The sequence below is a fragment of the Paracoccus caeni genome, from assembly GCF_016629665.1.
GTDB lineage: Bacteria > Pseudomonadota > Alphaproteobacteria > Rhodobacterales > Rhodobacteraceae > Paracoccus > Paracoccus caeni.
This window is the reverse complement of record NZ_JAEPRQ010000001.1, coordinates 1,298,161-1,318,913: the sequence shown is the minus strand read 5'-3', so window position 1 is coordinate 1,318,913 and position 20,753 is coordinate 1,298,161. Positions and strand designations below refer to the sequence as shown.

The 20,753-nt window shown below is 63.0% G+C and carries 23 protein-coding genes and 1 tRNA gene; 9 read left to right on the top strand and 15 right to left on the bottom strand.

All coding sequences use genetic code 11. The features are described from left to right. Window positions 1-2: 2 nt before the first annotated feature. Window positions 3-689, top strand: coding sequence for a M48 family metallopeptidase (locus JJJ17_RS06365; protein ID WP_200684576.1), 687 nt, complete (start codon window positions 3-5; stop codon window positions 687-689). A 9-nt stretch (window positions 690-698) separates the two neighbouring features. On the opposite strand, the gene purN is transcribed toward JJJ17_RS06365, so the two are convergent. From purN to JJJ17_RS06350, 3 genes are all read right to left on the bottom strand, one after another. Further along, entirely contained in the window at window positions 699-1,313 is a 615-nt protein-coding gene (gene purN, locus JJJ17_RS06360) for a phosphoribosylglycinamide formyltransferase (protein ID WP_200684574.1), read from the bottom strand. Further along, on the bottom strand, window positions 1,310-2,356 hold the full coding sequence (gene purM, locus JJJ17_RS06355; protein WP_200684571.1) for a phosphoribosylformylglycinamidine cyclo-ligase: 1,047 nt from the start codon (window positions 2,354-2,356) through the stop codon (window positions 1,310-1,312). The genes purN and purM overlap by 4 nt, the downstream gene beginning before the upstream one ends. A gap of 78 nt (window positions 2,357-2,434) precedes the next feature. Next, a complete protein-coding gene (locus JJJ17_RS06350; protein ID WP_200684569.1) occupies window positions 2,435-2,917 on the bottom strand; it encodes an ABZJ_00895 family protein in 483 nt (160 codons plus the stop codon). 127 nt (window positions 2,918-3,044) lie between these two features. Between JJJ17_RS06350 and JJJ17_RS06345 the strand changes: the two genes are divergently transcribed. Further along, window positions 3,045-3,120 (top strand) — tRNA-Ile (locus JJJ17_RS06345). 134 nt (window positions 3,121-3,254) lie between these two features. On the opposite strand, the gene JJJ17_RS06340 is transcribed toward JJJ17_RS06345, so the two are convergent. Then, window positions 3,255-3,710 carry an Hsp20 family protein gene (locus tag JJJ17_RS06340; RefSeq protein WP_200684567.1) on the bottom strand — a complete coding sequence of 152 codons (456 nt, stop codon included), beginning with the start codon at window positions 3,708-3,710 and terminating at the stop codon, window positions 3,255-3,257. Window positions 3,711-3,892: 182 nt separating this feature from the next. On the opposite strand from JJJ17_RS06340, the gene JJJ17_RS06335 reads away from it, so the two are divergent. Further along, on the top strand, window positions 3,893-4,654 hold the full coding sequence (locus JJJ17_RS06335; protein ID WP_200684854.1) for a DUF599 domain-containing protein: 762 nt from the start codon (window positions 3,893-3,895) through the stop codon (window positions 4,652-4,654). Here the strand turns inward: JJJ17_RS06335 and JJJ17_RS06330 are convergent. Continuing rightward, entirely contained in the window at window positions 4,572-5,759 is a 1,188-nt protein-coding gene (locus tag JJJ17_RS06330; protein ID WP_200684565.1) for an MFS transporter, read from the bottom strand. The genes JJJ17_RS06335 and JJJ17_RS06330 overlap by 83 nt on opposite strands. Before the next feature lie 105 nt (window positions 5,760-5,864). Continuing rightward, window positions 5,865-6,263: a hypothetical protein gene (locus JJJ17_RS06325; RefSeq protein WP_200684563.1), complete on the bottom strand. Its 399-nt coding sequence runs from the start codon at window positions 6,261-6,263 to the stop codon at window positions 5,865-5,867. Between the two features lie 55 nt (window positions 6,264-6,318). Between JJJ17_RS06325 and JJJ17_RS06320 the strand changes: the two genes are divergently transcribed. Beyond that, a complete protein-coding gene (locus JJJ17_RS06320; protein ID WP_200684561.1) occupies window positions 6,319-7,092 on the top strand; it encodes an alpha/beta fold hydrolase in 774 nt (257 codons plus the stop codon). A 517-nt stretch (window positions 7,093-7,609) separates the two neighbouring features. Here JJJ17_RS06320 and JJJ17_RS06315 read toward each other — a convergent pair. Then, the gene (locus JJJ17_RS06315) at window positions 7,610-7,924 is read right to left on the bottom strand and encodes a hypothetical protein (protein WP_200684559.1); all 315 of its coding nucleotides are present in this window, start codon (window positions 7,922-7,924) and stop codon (window positions 7,610-7,612) included. A gap of 70 nt (window positions 7,925-7,994) precedes the next feature. Here JJJ17_RS06315 and JJJ17_RS06310 point away from each other — a divergent pair, with 70 nt between their 5' ends. Continuing rightward, on the top strand, window positions 7,995-8,513 hold the full coding sequence (locus JJJ17_RS06310; protein ID WP_200684558.1) for a GNAT family N-acetyltransferase: 519 nt from the start codon (window positions 7,995-7,997) through the stop codon (window positions 8,511-8,513). Between the two features lie 3 nt (window positions 8,514-8,516). Here the strand turns inward: JJJ17_RS06310 and zapA are convergent, their stop codons facing one another. The 3 genes from zapA to JJJ17_RS06295 form a co-directional block, all read right to left on the bottom strand. After that, the gene (gene zapA / locus JJJ17_RS06305) at window positions 8,517-8,876 is read right to left on the bottom strand and encodes a cell division protein ZapA (protein ID WP_200684557.1); all 360 of its coding nucleotides are present in this window, start codon (window positions 8,874-8,876) and stop codon (window positions 8,517-8,519) included. Next, complete coding sequence (locus JJJ17_RS06300) at window positions 8,877-9,431, bottom strand: hypothetical protein (protein WP_200684556.1); 555 nt, start codon at window positions 9,429-9,431, stop codon at window positions 8,877-8,879. It abuts the gene before it with no gap. Window positions 9,432-9,536: 105 nt separating this feature from the next. After that, complete coding sequence (locus tag JJJ17_RS06295; protein ID WP_200684853.1) at window positions 9,537-11,147, bottom strand: BCCT family transporter; 1,611 nt, start codon at window positions 11,145-11,147, stop codon at window positions 9,537-9,539. A 392-nt stretch (window positions 11,148-11,539) separates the two neighbouring features. On the opposite strand from JJJ17_RS06295, the gene hisB reads away from it, so the two are divergent. Then, window positions 11,540-12,127 carry an imidazoleglycerol-phosphate dehydratase HisB gene (hisB, locus tag JJJ17_RS06290; RefSeq protein ID WP_200684555.1) on the top strand — a complete coding sequence of 196 codons (588 nt, stop codon included), beginning with the start codon at window positions 11,540-11,542 and terminating at the stop codon, window positions 12,125-12,127. Next, complete coding sequence (gene hisH, locus JJJ17_RS06285) at window positions 12,127-12,756, top strand: imidazole glycerol phosphate synthase subunit HisH (RefSeq protein WP_200684554.1); 630 nt, start codon at window positions 12,127-12,129, stop codon at window positions 12,754-12,756. Before hisB ends, hisH begins: the two co-directional genes overlap by 1 nt. 66 nt (window positions 12,757-12,822) lie before the next feature. Here the strand turns inward: hisH and JJJ17_RS06280 are convergent, their stop codons facing one another. After that, the gene (locus JJJ17_RS06280; RefSeq protein ID WP_200684553.1) at window positions 12,823-13,584 is read right to left on the bottom strand and encodes an HpcH/HpaI aldolase family protein; all 762 of its coding nucleotides are present in this window, start codon (window positions 13,582-13,584) and stop codon (window positions 12,823-12,825) included. Window positions 13,585-13,707: 123 nt separating this feature from the next. Between JJJ17_RS06280 and ade the strand changes: the two genes are divergently transcribed. Then, the gene (gene ade, locus JJJ17_RS06275) at window positions 13,708-15,405 is read left to right on the top strand and encodes an adenine deaminase (protein ID WP_200684552.1); all 1,698 of its coding nucleotides are present in this window, start codon (window positions 13,708-13,710) and stop codon (window positions 15,403-15,405) included. A 107-nt stretch (window positions 15,406-15,512) separates the two neighbouring features. On the opposite strand, the gene JJJ17_RS06270 is transcribed toward ade, so the two are convergent. Together JJJ17_RS06270 and JJJ17_RS06265 are read right to left on the bottom strand one after the other, a co-directional pair. Further along, complete coding sequence (locus JJJ17_RS06270) at window positions 15,513-16,988, bottom strand: aldehyde dehydrogenase family protein (protein WP_200684550.1); 1,476 nt, start codon at window positions 16,986-16,988, stop codon at window positions 15,513-15,515. A gap of 40 nt (window positions 16,989-17,028) precedes the next feature. After that, a complete protein-coding gene (locus JJJ17_RS06265; protein ID WP_200684549.1) occupies window positions 17,029-17,625 on the bottom strand; it encodes a (d)CMP kinase in 597 nt (198 codons plus the stop codon). Between the two features lie 181 nt (window positions 17,626-17,806). Here JJJ17_RS06265 and JJJ17_RS06260 point away from each other — a divergent pair, with 181 nt between their 5' ends. After that, window positions 17,807-18,529 carry a helix-turn-helix transcriptional regulator gene (locus JJJ17_RS06260; RefSeq protein WP_200684548.1) on the top strand — a complete coding sequence of 241 codons (723 nt, stop codon included), beginning with the start codon at window positions 17,807-17,809 and terminating at the stop codon, window positions 18,527-18,529. Window positions 18,530-18,796: 267 nt separating this feature from the next. Here JJJ17_RS06260 and tsf read toward each other — a convergent pair whose 3' ends face one another. Then, window positions 18,797-19,687, bottom strand: coding sequence for a translation elongation factor Ts (tsf, locus tag JJJ17_RS06255; protein ID WP_200684547.1), 891 nt, complete (start codon window positions 19,685-19,687; stop codon window positions 18,797-18,799). Between the two features lie 85 nt (window positions 19,688-19,772). Further along, complete coding sequence (gene rpsB, locus JJJ17_RS06250) at window positions 19,773-20,570, bottom strand: 30S ribosomal protein S2 (protein ID WP_200684546.1); 798 nt, start codon at window positions 20,568-20,570, stop codon at window positions 19,773-19,775. Window positions 20,571-20,753 lie beyond the last annotated feature (183 nt).

Sequence of the window (20,753 nt, the reverse complement as noted above, 5' to 3'; positions counted from 1 at the left end):
CCATGCTGAAGCTGACGCCCCTTCTTCTGATCATCGCCTATATGGCCGCCATGTGGTTCTTTTCCCTGTGGCGGCTGAAGCGCGAGCTGAACCAGAAATCGACGCCCCTGACGCATCCCCGGCTGGTGCCGATGCTGGAACGGCTGGGCCACGCGATGGAGCTGCCCCCGGTCAAGGCGCATGTCTATGAGATCGAGCCGGTAAACGGCCTCGCCGCCCCCGATGGCCGCATTTTCCTGACCCGAGGTTTCCTGCGCAAACTGGACTCTGACGAGGTCACGCCCGAAGAACTGGCCAGCGTCATCGCGCATGAACTGGGCCATGTCGCCCACGGCCATACCCGCCGCCGGATGATCGATTTCGCCGGGCAAAACGCCATCCGCCTGACGCTGGGCGGCATTCTGGGGCGGTTCTTGCCGGGGATTGGCATGTGGATTGCCAGTATGATCGCCAATGCCATCGCCGCCCGCCTGTCGCGTCAGGACGAATTCGAGGCGGATGAATTTGCCAGCGCCCTGATGGTCAAGGCAGGCATGGGCACCGCGCCGCAGATTTCGCTGTTCAGGAAGCTGGAGCGTCTGACCGGCAGCGGCGGCAGCCAGCCCCCCGCATGGTTCCTGTCGCATCCGCCCGCCGCGAAACGCATTGCCGCGATCGAGGCCAATGCGAAGCGTTGGAACGACAGCTAACGCAGTGGCTCAGATGCCGGGATGCAATTCGGTCGCGGTAAGCAGAACCGGGCTCCGGTCGCCCGCCGCGTAACGCCGAAGAACCGCTGGATAAAGCCTGTGTTCCTGCACCAGAACCCGCGCGGCCAAGGCCTCGGACGTATCGCCGGGCAGGACCGGCACCCGCACCTGCCCCAGCATCGGTCCGGAATCCAGATCGGGCGTGACCTCGTGAACCGTGGCCCCGGCCTCGGCATCGCCCGCTTCGATGGCGCGGGCATGGGTGTGCAGGCCCGGATATTTCGGCAGCAGCGAAGGGTGGATATTAATCATCCGGCCCGCGAAACGCTGCACAAAGCCGGGCGTCAGAATCCGCATGAACCCGGCAAGGCAGATGATATCAGGCCGGGCATCAAGCAGCGGTTGCAGCAACGCCGCCTCGAACCCCTCACGGTCGCCCTTGAAGGCGCGATGATCGACCGAAGCCGTCGGCACGCCCATCGCCGCAGCTTTACCAAGACCGGCAGCGGCGGGATCGTTCGAGGCGACCAGCACCGCACGCCCCGGATGATCGCCCTGCATATCCTCGACCAGACGGATCATGTTCGACCCGCCGCCCGAGATCAGAATGGCAACGCGTTTCACGCAAGCGTCCCGCTGTAGCGGACGCCCTGCCCTTCGGTGACGGTGCCGATGCGGAACACGGTCTCGCCTTCGGCTTCCAGCAGAGCCGCCAGCATATCGGCACGGTCGGCCGCGACCGACAGGATCAGCCCGATGCCGCTGTTGAAGGTCTTCAGCATCTCGGCCTGCGAGACGCCACCCGCCTCGGCCAGCCAGCGGAAGACCGGCGGCAGCGACCATGCGCCCAGATCGATATCGGCCCCAAGCTCTTTCGGCAGGACGCGCGGCAGGTTCTCGGTCACGCCGCCGCCGGTGATATGGGCCAGCGCATGCACGCCCCCTGCACGGATCGCCGTCAGCGCCGGTTTCACGTAAAGCCGCGTCGGCACCAGCAGCGCCTCGCCCAGCGAACTGTCCGCAAAGGGTGCCGCGTCGTCCCAGCCAAGACCGGCATGTTCCGCCACCTTGCGGACCAGCGAATAGCCATTCGAATGCACCCCGTCCGAGGCAAGGCCCAGCAGCACATCACCCGCCACCACGCCCGCAGGCAGCGCCGTTCCGCGCTGCATCGCGCCGACCGCAAACCCCGCCAGATCGAAATCGCCGTCGTGATACATGCCCGGCATCTCGGCCGTCTCGCCGCCAATCAGCGCACAACCGGCCGCCTTGCAGCCGCGCGCGATCCCTTCGACAACGCGGGCGCCTTCGTCAACCGAAAGCTTGCCGGTCGCGAAATAATCAAGGAAGAACAGCGGCTCGGCCCCTTGGCAGACCAGATCATTGACGCACATGGCGACCAGATCCTGCCCGATGCCGTCCAGATGGCCGGTATCAATGGCGATCCGCAGCTTGGTGCCGACACCATCGGTCGCAGCAACCAGCACCGGATCGTCATAGCCCGCAGCCTTCGGATCAAACAGCGCGCCGAAACCGCCAAGCGCATCCATCACGCCGGGCCGCGTGGTCGAGGCGGCGGCGGGCTTGATCCGTTCGACCAGAGCATTCCCGGCATCGATATCCACGCCCGCATCGGCATAGGACAGGCTGTTCTTACGCTCGGTCATGGGGGAATCCTTCGCTGGCCGGAATGATGCGCCCCCGATAGCGCAACCCCCGCGGGCTGGCAATGTCGGCAAGCGGTTTCAGTCGCGCGAGGCTTTCCTTTTCGCGGTCTTTTCCTGCAGCTTCTGCCCCTGCTTCGCGCCCGCGGCGAAAGTGAACCGGCAACCGAGCAGCAGAAGCAGCCACAGGAACGCCGTCACGCCGAGGATGATTGGCGGGCTTCCCGGTTCTGCCAGAAGCGCATCAATCTCTGGACGGAGGCCAAGCAGGTACATCACCGCGATCAGGACGAATGACAGAACCACGCTGGTCGTCGCAAAGCTGAGGGCAGCCTTCCACGAAAAGGACGGCGTCGGACGTTGTCCGGTCCGGTTGAAATAGATCGTGCCAATCTGCATCGCGACGATGATCGGGATGATCAGGCCCATCACGTTATTTTCCATGGTGAAGCCCAGAAACACTTCAAGCGCGACCAGAAGCGCGATGAGCACCGCGGTGAAAAGAATGAACAGCCCGGCGAAATGAAGGGTCAGGCTTTTCAGGGAAGCGTCAGCTTTGGTCATGATATGTCTCATGTCAATGAATTCGCGCAGACAATCCCATGCGGGAAGCCCTTGCGCAAGCCTGCCGGGCAAAGCGAATGCTTGACCACCTCCTGCGGTCTGACTAGTCAGTGTCAGACCTTGACGGGGGCGCGTAGCTCAATGGTCAGAGCAGGGCGCTCATAACGCCTTGGTTGGGGGTTCAAGTCCCTCCGCGCCTACCAACATGCCATTTAACTATGCCGTATGCGACGAGACACAGCACAGCGCGGCGCTGTTGCAACCTTTTCGCCAGCATCAGACACGAAAATGCCCGCCGGGATTACCGACGGGCATGGTCAATTCCGAAGGCTCAGCTTCAGGAGTCGAGTTTCTCGACCTTGGGGGCGGCCTTTGCGATCTCGATCTGGCGGGGCTTCAGAGCCTCGGGGATCTCGCGGACCAGATCGATATGTAGCATGCCGTCGGCATGGCTGGCGCCATCGACGCGGACGTGATCGGCAAGGGTGAACTTGCGCTCGAACGCGCGGGTCGCGATGCCGCGGTGCAGATAGCTGCGCTTGCTGTCATCATCCTCGGATTTCCGGGCGGCCACGATGACGGCACCATCGCGCACCTCGACATTCAACTGCTCAGCCGAGAAACCGGCTACGGCAATCGAGATGCGATAGGAATTTTCGCCAGTCTTTTCGATGTTATACGGAGGATAGCTGGAAGCGGTCACATCCGCGGACAGGGCGCGGTCAACGACATCAGCCAGACGGTCAAAGCCGACCGAGGCACGATAAAGCGGGGTCAGGTCAAAATTTCGCATAGGGTACATCCTTCCTGAAGCGATGCAGATCAATGCCCCCCGATAATCGGGCAGGCCATAACCGCCGCCATCTGGCCGACGGTGATCTTCATTTAGGAACCCGCCGCGCGGCTTCAAGACCTCTGCCATCCACAGGCTGCGAGGGTCTTTGCAACTTGCGCGATCCATGCGACATCTTCTGCATGAACCTTCAGCTTTATCTGCCAGAAACCATACACTTCCTTGACCTGACAGCGGTCATCCTGCTGTTCGTCGGCTGGTTCACCATCGGGCGCCTGACCGAGCGGCCGCCGAAGGGACGACCCTCGGTCTCGATCCTGATGAAACAGTATCGCCGCGAATGGATGACCGAGATGATCACGCGCGAGCCGCGGATCTTCGACAGCAACATCCTTGCCAGCCTGCGCGAGGGCACGTCCTTCTTCGCCTCGGCCTGCATGATTGCGACGGGCGGAATTCTGGCGCTGATCAGCAATGCCGACCGGCTGCGCGGAATTGCGCAGGGCTTTGAACTGGCCAAGGTCGATGATGTGCAGATGGAGCTGAAGCTGCTGGTGACGATGTTCTTCGTCGTCAACGCCTTCCTCAAGTTCGTCTGGTCGCACCGGCTTTTCGGCTATTGCGCAATCATGATGGGTGCGGTCCCGAACAAGCCCGACGATCCGATGACCTATACCCGCGCGATGCAGGCCGCCGATCTGAACATCACCGCCGCCCGCAGCTTCAATGCCGGGCTGCGCAGCGTCTATTTCGCGCTCGGCTCACTCGGCTGGCTGGTCGGCAGTTGGGGCCTGCTGCTGGCAACTTCGGTCGTGCTGTTCGTCACCTGGCGGCGTGAATTTCACTCGACCTCGCGGCGGGTCATCCAGCGTTCTCTGCGACCGGACGGGTCTTTGGCTCATTCATCAGCGCAAGGGTCAGAACCACCGCCCCCGCTGCCGTAAGCGCGATCCCGACAATGCCGTTCGAGGCGTAGCCATAGCCCGCGCTCAGCGCCAGACCGGCAAGGAACGGCCCGATTGCATTGGCAAAGTTGAACGAAGCGTGGTTCATCGCCGCCGCCATGTTTTGCGCGCTGCCCGCCACATCCATCAGCCGGGTCTGCAATGGAATCACCAGCCCGGAACCCGCCGCCAGCAGGAACGAGGACAGAATCATCATCGGCCAGTTTCCGACGGCGAAGGCGGCAAAGGCTTGCGTCACCGCCATCGCGGCCAGCGCCAGATAGGCGGCACGGATCTGTCCGACCTTCTCGGTCACGCGCCCGGCGCCCCAGGTGCCCAGCGTGCCGCCGATGCCGAACACGGCCAGCGCCGCCGGAACCGCCCATGATGGTGCATCGGTCGTGGCGATGATCGCAGCGGTCAGATAGGCATAAACGGCGAAAAGTCCGCCAAAGCCGATCGCGCCAACCGCAAGAATCCACAAGACGCGCGGATTGCGCAACGCCTCCAACTCATCCAGCGGACGGGCATCGGGATTGCCGCCGACGCGCGGCGCAAAGCGCAGAATCGACCAGGCCGAGATCAGTGCGATCACGCCCGGCAAGGCAAAGCCCCACCGCCAGCCGATCGATTGACCCAGCCAACCGGCCAGCGGCACGCCGACGATATTGGCGACGGTCAGGCCCAGCAGAACCTGCGCTGCGCCCCGTGCCCGCTGCTCGCGCGGCAGGGCATCGGCAGCGTAAAGCATGCCCACACCCAGAAATCCGCCATGCGGCAGTCCGGCCAGAAAACGCATCGCGGTCAGCGAACTCAGCCCCGGCAGTACCGCCGCCAGCAGGTTCATCACCGCGTAAAAGGCCATCAGCGCCGCCAGATAGCGCCTGCGCGGCAGCTTTGCCCCCAGAATCGAGGTCAGCGGCGCGCCGATCACCACGCCAAGCGCATAGGCGCTGATGACGTGACCGGCCTGCGGCTCGGTGATACCCAGATCGGCGGAGAAGAAGGGCAAAAGCCCCATTGCCGCGAATTCCGAAGTGCCGATGGCAAATGCGCCAAGGGCAAGGGCAAGGATGGCGCGACGAAAATCACGGGTCTGGGTCATGGCGATGTCCTGGAAAGGTTGCGCTACCAATGACGAAAGCGCGCAGCATTGGCAAGCGAATCCGGCTGATATCAGCCTTGCATTACGTGCAATGCGATAATGGAATTACACAAATCCGCGTTTGACCAGAATCCAGACCACGACCGCCGTCAGAACCAGCGCTCCGAACGCGATCGAGGCGGCGAAACTGATCGCGCGACCCTGCCAGCGACTGATCTCGCCCAAAGGCTGAAGATAGTGAATCAGCGCGGAATGGGCCTTTTCCAGCGTCGCCATATCCTGCTGGCGGGCGATTTTCGGCTGCGGCGCGTGCCGATCCGCAGTGGCCAGTTGCACCGCCTGTCGCCGCAGCTTGCGCGGCAAGGCGCCGCCACGACGCCGCAACATCACCTGAAGCGGCGGACGCTCACCCCGTTTTGCCCCGCCGAAACGCGCGGCGATCAGGCGCGACACCTCGTCCGCCATGGTCCCGATATCGTCGAATGTCTTTGCCTCGCGTGCCATGGCGCGACCTTAAACGGGATGGAAGCCCTGCGCCAGTCGCACTAGGATCATCGGCATGAAGCTGAATCACACCATTACCGGCGATGCGCCGGGCGTGCCCATCCTGTTGATCCACGGGCTGTTCGGGCAGGGTCGCAATCTTGGTGCGCTGGCCCGCAGGCTGGCGCAGACACGGCGCGTCGTCACCGTCGATCTTCGCAATCACGGCGAAAGCCCGTGGGACGAGGATCACCGCTACCCGGCGCTCGCCGCGGATATCGCCGCGCTGATCGAGGATCTGGGCGCGCCAGCCGACATCACCGGGCATTCCATGGGCGGCAAGACCGCAATGGCCGTGGCGCTGACCCGACCGGAACTGGTCCGCAAGCTGGCGGTGATGGACATCGCGCCGGTCGACTATACCCATACGCAAATGAAATATATCGACGCGATGGAGGCGCTGGATCTCTCGGCCATCGACCGTCGCAGCGCCGCCGACCGCGCCCTTGCCGAACATATCGATGAGCCGGGCATCCGCGCCTTCCTGCTGCAATCGCTGGATCTGAAGGCCAATCCCCCCGCTTGGCGCCTGAACCTGCCCGTTCTGCGGGCGAGGATGGGTGATCTTGTCGGCTGGCCCGATGGTCTACCGGAAGCCACATTCGACGGCCCAGCGGTCGAGTTGATGGGCGATCAGTCGAAATACGTGACCAGCGATGGCGAGGCCGCCCTGCGTCGCTACTTCCCGCAGATCCGCATCGTCAGGGTGAAGAATGCGGGCCATTGGCTGCATGCCGACGCACCCGAGATTGTGGCCGAGGCACTGGCAAGTTTCTTCGGCGACGGCTGAGATCCCAACAGATATCTGCCAACGCCACGTTAGATTGAAAGCCGTGATACAAACTGTGATCAAACAGACTTGAGCGCCTCATACAGCGCCTTGAGATATTGTCGCCCTCGGCTGAACCGGCGATGAGGCAAGGTTCTTCCCATTCGTCCTGAAAAGTGAAAGAGCAGCCACCGAACCGATATTCAGCGCAGGTGGTATGCTGGCGCTTATCCGGCACGCCATAGCTCTTGCGAATTGAGGCAGCGACCGATGACATATCCGCCAGATCAAATTCCAGTGAATAGTGCCCATTTGACAGAGAGATTAATGTGACCGCCATCCGGCATAGATGCTGCGGCACGGGTGGGAGATCAATCCCAACATTAATGGCGCGGCAGGTTGAGTTGAACGCTGCTCGCCATTGAGGCCAGAGCCGATGGTGCCTCTCTGGCTATGGCCAGCCGCTTGAGTGAAAGGCCCGTGATGGGGGGTGGCTCTGTTCTGTAGAATGCGCGTTGTCAAACGATAGGATCGAAATCTAACAACCCAGATCGAATCGCGCCACGCCGGTATCGCCGGGAAGTCTGGTGGTCATACTGTCCACGATCACCCGGCACCCCGAGGCCTGTTCCGCCGCAATCGCCATCAGTCGCGGCACGCCCTGCCGCTCGTGTCGTCGAAGATAGCCCATGCGGATCACCTCAGCCTCGTTGAGATCGTGGAACACGACGAAGTTTATGCCCTCAACCTCGACCTCCTTTCGCAATGTGCCCATCATATCGGGCGATGAGGTGGCGCAGCCCGCAAGCAGCAGGCAGGGAAGGATCAGCAGGGTGAAAAGAATCTGGCGCATGAGCCGAAACTGACAGCGACAGATTAACAGCCGATTAACCGCAGCCAACAAAATCCTGAGAATTTGAACGATGCCCTCTTCCGACCTGATCATCCGCCCCGCCACATCGGCAGATGCCGCCCTGTTGCCGCAGGTCGAGCGGCGCGCGGGCGAAAACTTCCGGCAATGGCCGGGTCTGGAATGGATCGCCGAGGACGAGGTGACCTCTGAAACCCGTCATCTGGAGATGATCGCAGGCGGGCTGGTTCTGCTCAGCACGCAATCTGACGGGCAGATCAGCGGCTTTGCCAGCACCGAAATGCTGGGAAATGCGATGCATCTGTGGCAGATCGCGGTCGAGCCGGACCATCAGGGTCAGGGGATCGGCAGCGCCCTGATCGCCCGTTGCCGGACCGAGGCCATGGCGCGATCGGCAAAGGCCCTCACATTGACGACCTTTCGCGATGTGCCATGGAACGGGCCGTGGTATCGCCGTCTGGGCTTTGCAATTCTGGCCACGAGTGACCTGACGCCCGAACTTCGCAAGATCCTTGAGCAAGAGGCAGAGGCCGGTTTGACCGACCGCTGCGCAATGTCGCTGCGGCTTTAAGGCTCAGCTGTTCTGCTCTTCCAGACGCTCGGCCAGCGATTCGGCGCGCGCGGCCAGTTCCGCCATCGCCTCTTTCAGATCCGAGGGAATCACCGGCACTTCGACCCGCTGCGGATTGGTCTGCAGCCGGTTCGCCAGCCGCTCGGCCTTTTCGGCACGCTCTTCCATGGTGGCAAAGCGATCCGCCAGCATCAGCCCCGCCAGAAGCAGCAAGCGCGGCTCGGGGACGCGGCCCGCCTGTTCAAGGATTTGCTGCGCCTCTGCATCCAGAACCTGCGCTGCCCGCTGCAACAGACGCTCTTCGCCGTCCTGCGCGCTCAGACGATATTCTTTGTGTCCGATGGTGAATACGACCTCGGCCATCTACCTGTCCTCGCTCTGCAAATCGTCGTTATCGGCGGCTTCCGACAGATCCGGGACGCCACCGGAATCTGCTGCAGCCTCGGCCGTAGCATCGCCCGCCGCCTGCCCTTCGCCTTCGCCGGCCAACAGTCGCTCCAGCTCGACCATGATATCTCCAAGCTGAGCAATCTCTGCAGCACGGGCGGCACGAAGCGCCTCGATTTCGGCTTCCAGCGCGACACTGACCGCCTCGGCCAGATCGCCCTGCCCCGATGCCGCCTCGATCAGCACGCGGTTCGCCGCCGCCAGATCGTCATTCGCCGCCGCCAGCCGCGCTGCCTGTTCACTGGCGCTGGCCAGTCGGTCGCCACCCTCATCGGAAACCGTATCCCGCGCCGCCAGTTCGTCCTGCAAGCGCCTGTTTTCGGCCAGCGCAGCGTCCAGACGGGTCTGCAGCCCGATATCGGCTGACGGGGCCGCGCGATCCGTTCGGGCTGCGGGACCGGCCTCGAGAAACTGATCGATGCGGTCAAGCGCGGCGCTGAGGCGGCGTTCGCTGACGGAAATGTCTGTCATCAGGTCGGTCCTATACTGGCGTCAGCACCCGTTTTTGCACCCCAGAGGCAATAAAACAAGAACGGGCAGGAAATCCTGCCCGTTCTGACGGATAAGTTTACTGTCTCAGGCAAGTTCTCGCCTCTCCTGCAGCAATCCGACGACCAGCGCCCAGCACGCGCCCAGAAGCACCAGCGTGAAGGGGAACCCGGTCGAAACCGCCATCGCCTGCAACGCCATCAGACCGCCGCCCAGCAGCAGCGCAATGGCGACCAGCCCCTCCAGACAGCACCAGAACAGCCGCTGCGGCACCGGCGAGTCGGTCTTGCCACCCGCCGCGATCGTGTCGATCACCAGCGATCCCGAATCCGACGAGGTGACGAAGAACACGATCACCAGAATGATGCCGATAAAGCTGGTGATCTGCGCCAGCGGCAATTGCCCCAGCATCTGAAACAGTTGCAGTTCCAGCGCCGCCTCGCGGATGCCGTTATAGCCGCCCAACGTCAGGCTGATGGCGGTGCCACCCAGCGAGGTCATCCACAGGACCGAGATCAAAGATGGCACGATCAGCACCGCGATCAGGAATTCGCGCACCGTCCGCCCCCGCGACACCCGCGCGATGAACATGCCGACGAAGGGCGACCAACTGATCCACCAAGCCCAGTAGAAGGCCGTCCAGCCTTGGCGGAAATTGTCATCCTCGCGACCGAAGGGATTGGAAAGCGACAGGATTTCCCCTGCATAGGCCTTTAGATTGCCGAAGAAGCCGGTGAAGATTTGCCATGTCGGGCCCATCGCGATCACGAAGACCAGCAGCACGATGGCAAGGATCATGTTGAATTCGGACAGCTTCTTCACTCCCTTCTCGACCCCCAGCATGACCGAGGTGGTCGCGACCATGGTGATAACGATGATCAGAACGATCTTCGACATGTCCGATTCCGGCAGGCCAAACAGCATGGTGATCCCGGCGGATGCCTGATCCGCGCCGATGCCCAGCGATGTCGCCAGCCCGAACAGGGTCGCCAGCACCGCCAGAATGTCGATGACATGCCCCGGCCAGCCCCAGACCCTTTCGCCGAAGATCGGATAGAAGACCGAGCGCAGCGTCAGCGGCAGCCCCTTGTTGAACGCAAACAACGCCAAAGCCAGCGCGACCACCGCATAAATCGCCCAAGGGTGCAGCCCCCAGTGAAAGATGGTCGAGGCCATGGCAAGCCGCCGCGCCGCCATCTCATCCCCCTCGGCCCCGCCAAGGGGGGCCCAGTCGGTCCGCGCGCCACCATCGGCAGCGACGCCGCCAAGCGCCGCATCGAAATGGCCAAGCGGCTCGCTGACGCCGTAATACATCAGCCCGATGCCCATACCGGCGGCAAACAGCATCGCGAACCAGCCCAGCAGGCTGAAATCAGGCCGCGCCTCTGGTCCGCCAAGCCGGACCTTGCCCAGAGGCGACAGGATCAGACCGATGCAGAGGATCAGGAAGACATTCCCCGACAGGATGAAAAACCACGCCAGATTCTGCGTCAGCATCTCGCGCATGCCGATGAACAGCGGCTCCATCTGGACCGGGAAGATCATGGTGATGGCGGTGAAAAGGACGATCCCTACAGCAGAGATCATGAAGACCGGGTTATGGATTTCATAGGCGAAGGGCATGTTGCCTTCGATATTGTGCTGACCAAGCTCGTAATTGGTGTCGATCACCGCAGTCGCCCCCTGCGGCGCACGCATCCCCGCCGTCGGGTCCGAGCCTGTGGGTGGCGGCTGGGCAATCTCGTAATCCCCGCTCAGCACCCTGCGTTCTTCCTGCTCATCGCCCGGATGACCCTTTGGATCGGTTCTAGGTGTCTTTCCCATACTCCCCCCTTTTGATTTTCGTCCGTCATGGTGATGGTTTCAGGGTTCCGCCGAAGCCCGAAATCCATGTTTCCCCCTGCGACCTCTCGGGTTCGTTAACGACATATTGCGCAAATTCGGTCGTTTTCCTCACCCTCGGCTTGCCAATCGGCAGGACGGCTGGCCCAAAAGCCGCAACACCGGCGCAGAGGACGGCGCCTTGTCAGCTTCCGCTTGGCGGGGCGCTATGCGGGCCGTATAAGGCGCGGGCGATGAAAGGAAATGCGATGCGCGAAGCTACCATCACCCGCAAAACCGCCGAAACGCAGATCGAGGTGACGCTGAACCTCGACGGTACCGGCACCTATGACAATCAGACGGGCGTGGGCTTCTTCGATCACATGCTGGACCAGTTGTCCCGCCATTCGCTGATCGACCTGACCATCCGCGCCACCGGCGACCTGCACGTCGATGACCACCACACGGTCGAGGATACCGGCATCGCCATCGGTCAGGCTTTGGTTGCGGCGCTTGGCGACAAGAAGGGCATCCGCCGTTATGGCAGCTTCCATCTGGCGATGGATGACGCGCAGATCCGCGCGGCACTGGATCTGTCGGCGCGGCCCTATCTGGTCTGGAACGTCGATTTCCCGACCGCCAAGATCGGCACTTTCGACACCGAACTGGTCCGCGAATTCTTCCAGGCGCTGTCCACCCATGGCGGCATCACCCTGCATGTGGACCGCCTGCACGGGATCAATTCCCACCACATCGCCGAGGCCGCCTTCAAGGCCGTCGCCCGCGCGCTGCGCGAAGCGGTCGAGCCTGATCCGCGTATGTCGGGCGTCCTTCCCTCGACCAAGGGGGCGCTTTGATGCGGGTGGCGCTGATCGATTACGACAGCGGCAACCTGCATTCGGCGGAAAAGGCGTTTCAGAAAATGGGCCGCGAGATCGGGGCCGAGGTGATCGTCACCTCTGACCCCGACACCGCCGCGAAAGCCGACCGGATCGTGCTGCCGGGCGACGGCGCCTTCCCCGCCTGCCGCGCAGCATTGGGTGAAGTAAACGGCATGGCCGAAGCGATCACCGAAGCGGTCCTCAGCCGCGGCGTGCCGTTCATGGGCATCTGCGTCGGCATGCAGATGCTGGCGACGGTGGGGCATGAATATCGCGAAACCCTCGGTCTCGACTGGATCGGCGGCGAGGTGGTGGCCATCGACGCCCCCGGCCTCAAGGTGCCGCATATGGGCTGGAACGATCTGATCATCGACCAGCCGCACCCGATTCTTGACGGCATCACGACCGGCGATCACGCCTATTTCGTCCACGGCTGGCACCTGCGCGTCACCGACCCGGCCCACCGCCTTGCCCATGTCGATTACGGCCATGACGTGACCGCCATCGTCGGACGCGACAATATCGTCGGCACCCAGTTCCACCCGGAAAAATCCCAGGCCATCGGCCTGCGCCTGATCGGCAATTTCCTGCGCTGGACCCCCTGAAGCCTCTTCTTCACTCAAATATCCTCGGGGGTGAGTCCGCCTGCGGCCGAGGGGGCAGAAAGCCCCCTACCCCCGCGCCTCTTCCAACGCAGCGGCAATCGCCCGCGTGAAGATGCCGCCATCCGTGGACAGCGACCCGAAATCAAAGCCCTGCGCCTGCACCGCGCGCACCCGCGCGCCATTGCCGCAATGGATCCCCGCCAGAAGCCCCGCCTGCCGCGCCGAGGCGAGCACCTGCGCAATCGCCTCCAGCACCGCAGGTTCTTCCGGCAGCAGCGTCGGCTGATACCCCATCGACAGCCCCAGATCCGCAGGGCCGACATAGACCCCGCTTAACCCCTCGACCGCCATGATCTCATCACGCTGCGCCAACGCTTCCGCCGTCTCGATCATCGCAAAGACCTGCACCAGATCGCCCGAGCGCGCCACGTAATCCTGATGCAGCATCGCCGCCCTGACCGGCCCGTAACTGCGCGTCCCGACCGGCGCATAACGCGCCGCCGCGACCAGCGCGCGGGCATCGGCAGCGGAATTGACCATCGGACAGATCACCCCGTCCGCGCCCGCATCCAGCACCTTCATGATGATCCCCGGCTCGTTCCACGGCACCCGGACCAGCTTCGGCGCGTCGCTTGCCTGCATCGCCTGCAACATCGACAGGACAGACTGATAATCGACCAGCCCGTGCTGCATATCGATCGTCAGCATGTCGAAACCCGCACGCGCCACGATCTCTGCCGTCACCGTCGAGGGGATGCCGCACCATGCATTCACCGCCTGCCCCCCGGACCGGAAATGATCCCCGAAATTTTCCGCTGTCAGTTTCATCACCGCCCCCTCATCCCATTGCCGCAAAGCCAAGCACGCCACGTTCCGGCAGGCAAGACCGCCCGCCCCTCTGGACGCCCGCCTGCGCATCGGCTTCTGTGGGTCAAAGCAAAGGGGAACGACATGGCCGGACTGGAACAGCGGATTGCACAGGCGAGGGGCGATGAGCCCGCCGATCTGGTCCTGCGCGGTGGCCGTGTCTTCGACCTGATCACCGGCAGCATGATGACGGGCGATGTCGCCATCTGCGGCGACCGCATTGTCGGCATCGCTGCCAGCTATGACGCAAGCCGGATCATCGACGTGACCGGCCTGACGCTGGTGCCCGGTTTCATCGACACCCATCTGCATGTCGAAAGCAGCCTGCTGACTCCGTTCGAATTCGACCGCTGCGTCACCCCGCGCGGCATCACCACCGCCATCTGCGACCCGCATGAGATCGCCAATGTCATCGGCCTTGACGGCATCCGCTATTTCCAGCGCGCCTCGGAACACCTGCTGATGGATCTGCGGGTGCAACTGTCGTCCTGCGTGCCTGCGACCGAGATGGAAACCTCGGGCGCACGAATCGAGGCTGCCGATCTGCAAGAGGTCATGGGCCACCGATCAAACATAGGGCTGGCCGAATTCATGAACTATCCGGGCGTGATCCACCGCGACCCCGCTGCCATGGCCAAGCTGCACCTCTTTGAGGGCGGTCATATCGACGGCCATTGCCCGCAGCTTTCGGGCCGCGACCTGAACGCCTATATCGCCGCCGGTATCCGCACAGAACACGAAGCGACGACCGCCGAGGAAGCGCTGGAAAAGTTACGCAAGGGCATGCGGGTGCTGATCCGCGAAGGCTCGGTCAGCAAGGATCTTGAGGCATTGCAGCCGGTCCTCACCGACATCACCGCGCCCTATCTGTGCCTTTGCACCGATGACCGGAACCCGCTGGACATCGCCGATCACGGCCATCTGGACTACATGATCCGCACCCTGATCGCCAAGGGCTGTCCGCCGCTGGCGGTCTATCGCGCCGCGTCCCTGTCCGCTGCCGAGGCCTTCGGTCTGAAAGATCGCGGATTGATAGCACCGGGCCTGCGCGCCGATATCGTGGCGCTGGACAGTCTCGAAGGCTGCCACGCGCAACTGGTCCTCAGCGCCGGTCGCGTGGTGGACGATGCGGCTTTCGCGACGCGCGGCCATGTGGAACCTGTCGGACGCAAATCGGTGAAAGCGCCTCGGGTGGTGGCCCAGAACTTTCGCTGCTCCGGCAACCGGACCACGACCGACGTGATCGGCATCATCCCCGGCAAGATCATCACCGAACATCTGCACGAGGATATTGAGCCGGAAGATGGCGACAAACGCCCCGATCCTGCCCGCGACCTGATGCGGATCGCGGTGATCGAGCGGCACGGCAAGAACGGCAACATCGCCACCGGCTTCGTGCGCGGCTTTGGTATCAAACGCGGCGCCATCGCCTCGACAGTCTGCCACGACCACCACAATATCGCCGTGGTCGGCGCGGATTACGATGACATGGCGCTGGCCGCCAACCGTCTGTCCGAGATCGAGGGCGGTTTCGTGGTGGCCGAGGGTGGGCGCATCCTTGCGGAATTGCCGCTGCCGGTCGCCGGGCTGATGAGCCTTGAGCGTTATGAGGTGATCCGCGACAAGCTGGCAGCGATGCGCGATGCGGCCTACAGCCTTGGGGTGGCGCTTGAAGAGCCGTTCCTGCAACTGACCTTCACCGCCCTGCCGGTGATCCCGGCGCTGAAGATCACCGACCGGGGGATGGTCGATGTGGTGAAGTTCGAGATCATCCCCGGCTGAGGATGAAGCGCCCGCCCGGAATCAAGTCGCCCTTGGGCGACGCCGGGTAGTGCCCGACCGCCCGGACGGGCGGGCACTGCCCTACGCTTAATTGGCGGGCCGCTGCTTCAGTCGTGCTTAATCACCATGGTCCGGGTCGCCGCAAATTCATAAAGCGCATCGAAACCCTTCTCGCGGCCATGACCGGATTTCTTCATCCCGCCAAAGGGCAGCTCGATCCCACCGCCCGCGCCATAGGCGTTGACGAAGACTTGGCCCACCTTGATCTGCCGGGCCACCCGGATCGCGCGGCTGCCATTCTGCGACCAGACCCCCGCGACGAGGCCGTAATCGGTGGCATTGGCAAGGGCGATCGCGTCGGCCTCGTCCGTGAAGGTCATCAGCGACAGGACCGGGCCGAACACCTCTTGCTGCGCCAGCGCATGATCGCGCGGGACCGGGCCATAGGCGCGGGGCGCGACGAAATGACCGTCGGGTGAGGCTGCGGGGTCGATCCGGCCTTCGGCGATCAGCGGGATGCCGTCGGCATCGGCGATTTCGCAGAAGCGTTGAACCCGGCCCTGCTGCTTCAGACTGATCAGCGGACCAAGATCGCGGTCGGCATCCTGCGCCCCCGCCGTCAGCTTCGGGAAATCCTGTTGCAAGCGGCGGGTGACCTCTGCCGCGATGCTGTCCTGCACCAGAAGCCGCGCGCCAGCCGAGCAGGTCTGACCCGCATTCTGCGTGATCGCCTTCATCACGATCGGCATCGCCAGATCCAGATCGGCGTCGTCGAACAGGATTTGCGGTGACTTGCCGCCCAGCTCCAGCGTGCAGCCGATATGATGCTGCGCCGCCGCCGTCTGGATGGCCGCGCCCACCTCGGGACTGCCGGTGAAGCTGAGGAAATCGACGCCGCGATGCGCGGCAAGCGCCGCACCCGCCTCACCGCCGCGACCGGGGACGCAGTTCAGCGCACCCGCAGGCAGACCGGCATCGCGCAGGATCTCGGTCAGGCGAAGGGGGGTCAGGCAGGCATCCTCGGCCGGTTTCAGCACGCAGGCATTGCCCATCGCCAAGGCGGCGGCAATCGTGCGACCGAACATCTGCGCGGGATAGTTCCACGGGATGATATGGCCGGTGACGCCATGCGGGACATGCTCGGTCAGGGCGAAATGGCCCGGCAGAAACGGGATCGTATCGCCATGCACCTTGTCGGCAGCGCCGCCATAGAATTCCAGATAGCGCGCCGTGGCAGTGATATCCGCCCGCGCCTGCGAGATCGGCTTGCCGGTATCGCGCGCCTCCAGCGCCGCCAGTTCGTCAGCCGCCTCCTGCACCAGGGCCGAGGCGCGGCTGAGAATCCGTCCCCGCTCGGTCGCGGTCAGACGGCCCCATTCACCGTCCAGCGCCCGACGCGCCGCGGCAACGGCGGCATCGATATCCTGCGCATTGCCCGCGGCGATCCGCGCAAAGACCTGTCCGGTCGCCGGATCGATGACGTCCAGCCGGTCACCGCTGGCGGGCGAGCGCCATTCATTGTCGATAAAAACCCCGTCTGGCGGGAAAACGGGCTGGTGGTCGCTGCGGCTTGGGGCATTCATCGGACATCCTCCTAGACCACAGCTTTGCCGATTGCGCCGGTCAGGACAAGGCGCCCGACCGCACCCTTTCCACCTCGGCCACGGCCACCGCGATGGCCTGATCGATGTCGAGCGTGCTGGTATCGATCAACACCGCATCATCAGCCGGTTTCAGCGGCGCGGTCGCACGCTCGCTGTCGCGGCGGTCGCGTTCCTGCAACTGGGCCAGCATCTCGACCGGATCGGCGCCCAGCTCTGCCGCGCGCCGTTCGGCCCGCACCTGATCCGAGGCCACGACATACAGTTTCACCGGCGCATCCGGGCAGATCACCGTGCCGATATCGCGCCCGTCCAGCACCGCACCCGGTTCCTGCGCGGCAAATCGCCGCTGAAAATCGAGCAGAGCCTGCCGCACCTCGGGGATAGCCGCAATCTGGCTGGCGGCCTGTCCGGCCTCGGCGCTGCGCAGATCGGGACGGGCCAGATCGCCAATTTCCAGCGTCGCGGCGGCGCTGATCGGATCGCCGCCCTTGGCGCCGGTTGCGCGATATAACAACCCGGTATCAAGGTGATGAAACCCGAAGCGGGCAGCAAGAGCGCGGGCGATGGTGCCCTTGCCCGAGGCGGCGGGTCCATCGATGGCGATAACGAATGGCATAGAGAAGCCCTGCAGAGAAAATTGTCTGCGGCCAGCCATCGCATGGTCGATACCCGGAGATCCAGCCGAAACCTGCCCAAAGTTGGGTATTGGCAAATCACTGCGTTCGGATACTTATCGCCCGGTATGTGCTATTTGTTTGTGCTGTATCCCTGTGATGTTGACCCATTTCATTGAGCGATTGATCGACGCCTCCTCGGTGGGCGATATCCGCCACCATTTCTGCGAAGCCATGTCGCATTTCGGCTTCGATAACACGCTCTATGCAGCGCGTTTTCTGTCGCTGCCGGAAACGGTCCTGCATGAAGAAATCGAGATTTTCAGTAATTATCCCAAAGAGTTCACCGATGCGCTGTCAACCCGGCGTCTGCTGACCGACTCGCAGCTTTCGGCGTGGACGGTGCGCAATGCGGGCAGCATCGCCCTGCAGGATCTGGTCGAAAGAAGCCCCGACGACCCGGTCGCGGTTCTGATCAGGGGCCACCGGATGCAGGCCGGGCGGGTGATCAGCCTGAAGGACAAGGTTCTGCGCAGCCATGGCGCGATCATGCTGAACCCTTTTGCGGATGCCACGTCTGAGGAGGCGGAATTCCGCTGGTTGAGGTCGCATCACGAGATCGGCGTGCTCAGTTGGGTCATGCATATGCGCATGGCCACGATCCTGCGGCGGCGGTCGAATAATCTTTTGACCAACCGTCAGCGCGAGGTGCTGGAATGGAGCTCGGCTGGCAAGACCGTGGCTGAAATCGCCACGATTCTTGGTGTGACACCCGCCACCATCGAAAAGCATCTGCGGCTTGCCCGTGACGCGCTGGATGCGGGCAATACCGCGCAGGCGATCCTGAAAGCCCACCTGACCCACCAATTGTTTCCCGAGCCGCGCACGGAAAATGACCTAGGGTAAGGATTACCTGACTTTCATTCGGCACGAGTAATTAGTTTTATCATTCTGTTCCGTGAGTGGTGACACAGAGACGTGTCAGGAACATGCGTCACTGTTCAAGTTGCCTGAACAGACGCGGCCCGGTCCGATCCGGGCAGGCTTGCCGGTGGCGTCAGACGCTGCCGGCAAGTCTTACCCTACCAGTTCGTCTCTGTATTTTAATGGTTTCAAAGAACGAACGCCGGCCCTGATGGGCCGGCGTTGCAAAATCTTAGCGATGGAATGGACTCAGTTACCGGCGAGGGTCTTGGCGACCTCTGCGGCGAAATCCTCTTCCTTCTTGTCAACGCCTTCGCCAACGGCGACGCGGGCGAAGCCGGTCACTTCAACGCCTGCATCTTTTGCGGCCTCAGCCACGGTGATGTCGGGGTTGATGACGAATTTCTGACCCAGCAGGGTCACTTCTTCGAAGAATTTCGCCATGCGGCCAACGATCATCTTCTCGATCACGGCGTCCGGCTTGCCGGATTCGCGGGCTTGCTCGGTCAGGACCGATTTTTCACGCTCGACCAGTGCCGGATCAAGATCAGCTTCCGACAGCGAGGCCGGGTTGGTCGCGGCGATGTGCATCGCGATCTGCTTGCCGATTTCCTGAGCCTTGCCCTCGGGGCCGTTCAGCGCGACCAGCACACCGATTTTGCCCATGCCTTCCGCCGCAGCGTTGTGGACATAGGACACGATGGTATCGCCTTCCAGAACGTGCAGGCGGCGCAGCGTCATGTTCTCGCCGATGCGCGCGATGGCGTCGGTCAGGACATCAGCGACCGGGCGGCCGTTCAGATGCGTCTGGCGCAGAACTTCGACATCGTTTTCGACGGTCAGGGCAACGTCAGCGATTTCGCGGACCAGTTGCTGGAAGTCGGCGTTCTTGGCAACGAAGTCGGTTTCCGAGTTCAGCTCGATCGCGACGCCTTTGCCGTCATGGACGGAGACGCCCACCAGACCCTCGGCAGCGATGCGGCCCGATTTCTTCGCGGCTTTCGCCAGACCCTTGGTGCGCAGCCAGTCAACGGCGGCTTCCATGTCGCCGTCGGTTTCGGTCAGCGCCTTCTTGGCGTCCATCATTCCTGCGCCGGTGGTCTCGCGCAGCTCTTTCACCATCTGGGCGGTGATAGCCATGACTCGTCTCCTTTGTTCAACGCGTCAGGCGGGGCATATCCCCGCCTGACGACAATTCCGTGAAACCGTAAAGAACCTTCGCCGATCAGGCGTCGGCAGTTGCTTGTTCGTCGGCAGCCGCTTCGGCTTCGCCTTCGTCCAGCAGTTCTTCCGGGGCATCCGACAGCGCGCCGACATCCACACCGGCAGCGCCCATTTGCGCCGACATCCCGTCAAGCGCGGCGCGGCTGGCCAGATCGCAATACAGCGCGATGGCACGGGCGGCGTCGTCGTTGCCCGGAATGATGTAATCCACGCCATCGGGCGAGCAGTTGGTATCGACCACGGCCACAACCGGGATACCCAGTTTCTTGGCTTCCAGGATCGCCAGGTCTTCCTTGTTCACGTCAACGACGAACAGCAGGTCCGGCAGGCCGCCCATATCGCGGATACCGCCCAGCGAGGCTTGCAGTTTCGACTGCTCGCGCTCAAGGCCCAGACGCTCTTTCTTGGTCATGCCTTCGGCACCACCGGCCATCGTCTCGTCAATCGCCTTCAGGCGGTTGATCGACTGCGACACGGTTTTCCAGTTGGTCAGCGTGCCGCCCAGCCAGCGGTGGTTCATGTAGAACTGTGCCGAACGCTCTGCCGCATCCGCGATCGGCTTTTGGGCCTGACGCTTGGTGCCGACGAACAGGACGCGACCGCCCTTGGCAACGGTATCGCGCACGACTTGCAGAGCCGCGTCCAGCAGTTGGACGGTCTGGGTCAGGTCGATGATGTGGATGCCGTTGCGATCGCCGTAGATATATTCGGCCATACGCGGGTTCCAGCGCTGAGTCTGGTGACCATAGTGAACGCCAGCTTCAAGAAGCTGACGCAGAGAAAAATCAGGAAGCGCCATTCCATGTCCTTTCCGGTTTGCGCCTGGGCAGGGGTTTTGAAGGCAGATGCCTCAACCGGTGGACCTTTTGCGGATTTCTCCCGCAAGGGCCCTCCCCTACCTGTGAAGTGAGGCGCAGATAGACGTTCGGTCCCGGATTTGCAAGGGGGTAAGGCAGATGCCGCCGCAGAATGCCCAACGGGG